We start from the raw sequence: 5,954 nt of genomic DNA, 5'->3' as shown, positions 1-5,954 counted from the left end.
CCCCCCCCCGCCGGCGGCACGGCTCCCGGCGAGCCTCTCAGCCCTCGCCGGGTGCGACTGGTCTTCGTCGGACTGATGCTCGCCCTGCTGCTGGCCGCGCTGGAACAGATGATCGTGGCCACCGCGCTGCCGAAGATCGTCGGCGAACTCCAGGGCCTGGACCGGATGTCCTGGGCGATCACCGCGTATCTGCTCACCGCCACCATCGGGCTGCCGATCTACGGCAAGCTCGGGGATCTCTTCGGCCGCAAGGGCGTCTTCCAGTTCGCGATCGTCGTCTTCGTCATCGGCTCCGCGCTGGCCGGCTGGTCCCGCACCATGGACCAGCTCATCGCCTTCCGCGCCATCCAGGGCATCGGCGCCGGCGGACTCATGATCGGTGTCCAGGCGATCATCGCGGACATCGTGCCCGCCCGCGAGCGCGCCCGCTTCATGGGCCTCATCGGCGCCGCGTTCGGCCTCGCCTCGGTGGCGGGACCGCTGCTCGGCGGCTTCTTCACGGACCATGTCTCCTGGCGCTGGTGCTTCTACTTCAATGTGCCCTTCGGTCTGATCACTCTCGCCGTCGTCGCCGTGGTGCTCAGACTTCCCAGGCCCACCGCTCCCGCGCGGCTCGACATCCTCGGCGCGCTCACGCTCACCGCCGCGTCCACCTGTCTGGTCCTGCTGACCAGTTGGGGCGGGACCGAGTACGCCTGGGACTCCCGGGTCATTCTCGGCCTCGCAGCGGGCACCGTGGGAACGACCTTGCTGTTCCTGGTCGTCGAGCACTTCGCGGCCGAACCGATCATTCCCCTGCGGCTGTTCCGCGACTCCGTCTTCAACATCACCAGTCTGGTCGGCGCGGTCGTCGGTGTGGCGCTGTTCGGCGCGGCCAGCTATCTGCCGACCTTCCTCCAGATGGTCGAGGGAGCCAGCGCCACCGAGTCCGGGCTGCTGATGCTGCCGATGATGGGCGGCATCGTCGTCGCCTCCCTGGTCTCCGGACAGCTCATCAGCCGTACCGGCCACTACAAGATCTATCCGGTGCTCGGCAGCGCGCTCTCGGTGGCGGGCATGTGGCTGCTGTCGCGGCTGGAGACCGACACGTCCATGGCCGAGTGCGGATTCGCACAGGCGGTGCTGGGCCTGGGCATGGGCCTGGTGATGCCGGTGCTCATCCTGGCCGTGCAGAACGCCGTACCGCCCGCCGATCTCGGCACCGCCACCAGCGCCAACAACTACTTCCGGCAGATCGGCGGCAGCGTGGGCGCCGCCGTCTTCGGCACTCTCTTCGCCAACCGGCTCGCCGACGCGCTCGCTGACCGTATCCCCGCCGGAGCGGGCCTGCCCGACGCCGAGTCCATCACTCCGCAGGCGGTCCACGCCCTGCCGCCCGCCGTCCGCGACGGCTATGTCCAGGCGTACGCGGACGCCATGCCACGGATCTTCCTCTATCTCGTGCCGGTGCTTGTCCTCGGCCTGTTGATCGCCTTCTTCCTCAAGGAGAAACCACTGGTGTCCCAGAACGCCTCAGCCGCCGAGTCCCTCGCCGTCCCGGGCGCGCGTACCGCGCCGGACGGCGGCCCGGCCGCCACGCCTCCGCCGGCTCCGTACATCTCGGGAGTGGCCGTCTGCGGCACGGTGCAGCACCACGACGGCTCCACCGTGCCCCGTGCCGCGCTCACCCTCATCGATGTCCATGGACAGCAGATCGGGCGCGGAGCGAGCGGGAGCGACGGGCGGTACGCGCTGAGTGTGCCGGGCGCGGGCTCGTACGTGATGATCGCCGCGGCCTCCGGACATCAGCCGCAGGCGGTCACGGTGACCGTCGGCGAGCGGCCCGTCGAGCTGGATGTGGTTCTCGGCGGCGCGGGCCGGCTGGCCGGTGCCGTGCTCACCGCCGACGGCACTCCGGTGCGCGACGCCGCCGTGACGCTCACGGATGTACGAGGCGATGTCGTGGCGTCCACGCGCAGCGGGCGCGAGGGCGCCTATGTCATCTCGGAGCTGGTCGCCGGGGAGTACACCCTCGCCGCGAGCGCGCCCGCCTTCCGGCCCGCGGCGCTGCCGGTCAGTGTGCAGGCCGCGCGTGAGACGCGGCAGGACATCGAGCTGGCCGGCGGAGCGGTGCTGCGCGGTACGGTACGCGCGGGCGGCGGCCGTCCGGTCGAGGACGCGCGGGTCACCCTGCTCGACGCCGCGGGCAATGTGGTGGACACCCTGACGACGGGATCCGACGGCACCTTCCGGTTCGTGGATCTCTCCTCCGGCGAATACACGGTGATCGCGGCCGGGTATCCGCCGGTCGCCACGGTGCTCCAGGTGGCGGGCGGCGGACGTACCGAACGCGATCTCCAACTGGGTCACGAAGATTGACTGAATTTCAGTCAATAGAAGGTTGTGCGCGGGCGCGCGACCTATTAGTTCATTGCCCGGCGCAACCCCTGCGAAGGGCCGTACCGTGGAGGGCGGAGCCGCGGATCCTGGCGGCAGGGAAGGAGCCTTCCACCCATGGACAGTGGTGTTCCGCCGGGACTGCCGCAGCAGTTCGCCGCGGCCGGCCGGATTCCGCTCGCCGTGGTCGTCGTGGACGGTGACGGCCTCGTATCGCACTGGTCGTCCGGCGCATGGCGGCTTTTCGGCCATCCTAAGGAGGAGGCCGTCGGTCAGCCCGCAGGCGATCTGATGCCGGTCGCCGGAGCGCTCGCCGAGGAAGAGCCCGGCGTGGCGCACGGCATGTACGACGGCTATGACGAACTGGGCCCCGAACTGCACGCGCGTGGCTCATATCCGACCGCGGGCCGCGCGAAGGTCTCCCATCCCGAGCGCGGCCGGCTCGATGTTCTCTGGTGGGCCTATCCGCTGATCGGTCCGGGACCGGGACGCCATCTCGTGGTCGCCGCGGACGCGGGCCAACTGCGCCCCGGGATCCACGAAGACGGCGCGACCGACGCGGACTTCCTCCGGATCGCTCCGGGCTTCGCCCATCACACGGAGTTCGCCCACTCGGACGCGCTGGCCCGGCGGCTGCCGGACATCCTGCCGAACATGGGCCCGGCCGAGTCCAACCGGATCATCGCGCAGGTCCTTGAACTGGGCTATCCGGTGCTGGAGTTCAGCCGTCATGACCGGGTGCCGGTCACTCCCGACTGGGGCATGCCCCGGCGGCCCGTCGTACGGTACGAAAATCCCGCGGCCGAGCCCGTACCGGCGCCGTCCGGACGAAGAGCGGTGCCTCGTGCCGAACTCGACCTCGAATACGCGGCGGTGCGCGAGCGGCTGGAGTTCCTCAACGACGTCAGCGGCCGTATCGGTTCGTCCCTCGATCTGGCCCGTACGATCCGCGAGGTCACCAGCGCCGCCGTGCCGCGCTTCACCGACTTCGCGGGCACACATCTGCGGGCCGCTGTTCTGGCCGGTGAGGGATTCCCGGACGGCCCGCCCGATGTGACCACCATCTGGCACCGGGTGTGGGTCGAGCACAACGACGAGCCGGGCCGCTGGGACGACACCGTGCCGGTCGGTGAGGCCATCGCCTTCCCCGAACACACCCCGTTCTTCCAGTGCATGGTCACCGGAGAGCCCGTGCTCATCCCGCGGCTGAGCGAGGAGATGGGGAATCGTATCTCCGGTGAGTTCGAGAAACGGGATCTGCGTCCGCTCATCAACCACCGCTCCATGCTGCTCGTACCGCTGAAGGCACGGGACGTGGTGCTCGGTTTCATGGTGCTGATGCGGCGGCCCGACCGGGAGCCGTTCGACGACATGGACCGGACGACCGGCGCCGAACTCGCCGCGCGGGCCGGGCTCGTACTCGACAACGCGCGGATGTACACATACCAGGAGAATGTCGCGGAGACGCTCCAGGACAGCATGCTGCCACAGGTCGCGCCACGTATGGCCGGCTGCGACATCGCCACCCGCTATCTGCCCGGCACCCGGCTCGGCCGGATCGGCGGCGACTGGTTCGACGCCGTCAAACTGCCCGGATCGCGTACCGCGCTGGTCGTCGGCGATGTGATGGGCCACGGTCTCAACTCGGCCGCGATGATGGGCCAGTTGCGTACCGCCGTCCAGACGATGGCGGCCATGGAGACACCGCCCGCCCAACTGCTCCGCAATCTGGACGACTTGGCGCGGCGGCTCGGTGAGCAGTATCTGGCGACCTGTCTGTACGCGGTGTACGACCCGATCGGATCCCGGATCCAGATCGCCAACGCCGGTCATATCCCGCCCGTACTCGTACGCGCCGAGGACGGCAGCGCCGAACTGCTGGACATCCCGACCGGCGCGCCCGTCGGAGTGGGCGGTGTGGCCTTCGAGACGCTGACCGTACAGGTCGAGCCGGGGGACCGGCTGGTGCTGTGCACGGACGGTCTGGTCGAGGTGCGCGGCGAGGACATCGGCGACGGTCTGGCCGCGCTCTGCGCGTCCGCCGCGCATCCCGCCGCCTCGATGGACGACGCCTGCGACACCATCATCCGCGCGCTGAACACCCGTGACGGCCGCAAGGACGATGTGGCGCTGCTGATGGCCAGACTGAACGGCATCCCGGACGGTGATGTGGCCGAGTACGAACTCGCCCTGGATCCACGGGAGGTGAGCAGAGCGAGACGGATGGTGCGCGAACGGCTGCTCGGCTGGTCGCTGCCAAACGCGGTGGAGGCGGCCGAGCTGATGGTCAGTGAGCTGGTCACCAACGCCATGAACCACACACACTCCCGGCGCGTCGGGCTGCGCCTGGTCCGTACGGACGCCCTGCTGTGCGAGGTCACCGACGACGAGCCGGCGCCCGCGACCTTGCTGAACACGGGTCAGGGCGACGAGTCCGGACGCGGTCTACGCGTGGTGAGCACTCTGGCGCGGGAGTGGGGAACGAGCAGTACGGCGCACGGCAAGACGGTCTGGTTCGAACAGGCCCTGACGCGGAAGCCGTCCATCCGCTACCACGGTTGATGAAAGAAATCTCCCGCCCTCTTGCCCGCCGACCTGCGCGGACGGTAGTCCGTACGCTACAACTCGCCTCCGGCGGGCCGGATTTGGGGAGGACCGTATGGACGTGTCACAGCGTTATCGCGAGGCGTGGGAAGGGTACTGGCGGGAGACCTCGGACACGCCTGGCGAGGCGATCTGGGACGCCGATCCGTCGCTGACCGCGATACCTCACAGCGAGCTGCTCCTGCCGTACGCGGATGCCGCGCTGCCCGTGGTCGATCTCGGATGCGGCAACGGCACCCAGACCCGCTATCTGGCCACCCGGTTCGCCCGTGCGATCGGTGTCGATCTGTCCCATGCGGCGATCGAGCACGCGCGCCGCGCGGACACCGCGAAGACCGCCGAGTTCGAACAGCTCGATCTGGTCGACCAGGACGCGGTGCGCGCGCTGCGGGACCGGATCGGTGACACCAATGTCTATATGCGGGCGGTGATCCACCAGAGCGAGCCCCAGGACCGGCCGGTGGTCGCGGGAGCGGTGGCCGAGCTGCTCGGCGCGCGCGGCAGGGCCTTTGTGGTGGAGCTGACTCCGGCGTCGAAGACGGTGCTCCAGCAGGCCGCGTCGGGTCCTGGCGGGCCGCCCGCGAAGCTGCGGCGGGTCTTCGACCACGGCCTCAAGCCGGCCGGCGCCACGGACGAGGAGGTGCCGGAGCTGCTGCGGGCGGCGGGCCTGACGATCCTGGCGACGGGCGACACCGCGCTCGCCCAGACGGAACAGATGCCGGACGGGTCCCGTATCGATCTGCCGGCCAGATGGTTCGTGCTGGCGCGGGAGTGAGCGACGGGCGCCGACGCGGCGGGCGGGCGCCGGCCGCGGTTCCTCGGACATGGACGGGCGGGGGCCGGGAGTGAGACCTCCGGTGTCGCGGGTGAGACTTCCGTCATGACACCTCAACCGACACTCGTAATCGGCGGTACCGGCAAGACGGGCCGCCGGGTCGTGGACCGGCTGCGCGCGCGGGGCGTGCCCACGCGCG

3 protein-coding genes are annotated in these 5,954 nt (G+C 70.0%); all 3 read left to right on the top strand.

Annotated features, from left to right (window positions below):
- A partial coding sequence (locus tag GA0115259_RS22630) for an MFS transporter (protein ID WP_093600242.1) occupies positions 1–2,358 on the top strand: 2,358 nt, incomplete at its 5' end.
- A 135-nt stretch (positions 2,359–2,493) separates the two neighbouring features.
- Entirely contained in the window at positions 2,494–4,938 is a 2,445-nt protein-coding gene (locus GA0115259_RS22625) for an ATP-binding SpoIIE family protein phosphatase (protein ID WP_093600239.1), read from the top strand.
- 97 nt (positions 4,939–5,035) lie between these two features.
- Positions 5,036–5,755, top strand: a complete 720-nt coding sequence (locus tag GA0115259_RS22620) for a class I SAM-dependent methyltransferase (RefSeq protein ID WP_093600236.1) — start codon at positions 5,036–5,038, stop codon at positions 5,753–5,755.
- Positions 5,756–5,954 lie beyond the last annotated feature (199 nt).

Source organism: Streptomyces sp. MnatMP-M17 (genome assembly GCF_900091995.1).
In the GTDB taxonomy this organism is placed as follows: Bacteria; Actinomycetota; Actinomycetes; order Streptomycetales; family Streptomycetaceae; genus Streptomyces.
This window is presented reverse-complemented; position numbering and strand designations above follow the sequence as displayed.

Excerpts from the sequence above, each read along its gene's own strand:
- GA0115259_RS22625 (WP_093600239.1), top strand. The coding sequence starts at position 2,494 with ATGGACAGTGGTGTTCCGCCGGGACTGCCGCAGCAGTTCGCCGCGGCC.
- GA0115259_RS22620 (WP_093600236.1), top strand. The coding sequence starts at position 5,036 with ATGGACGTGTCACAGCGTTATCGCGAGGCGTGGGAAGGGTACTGGCGG.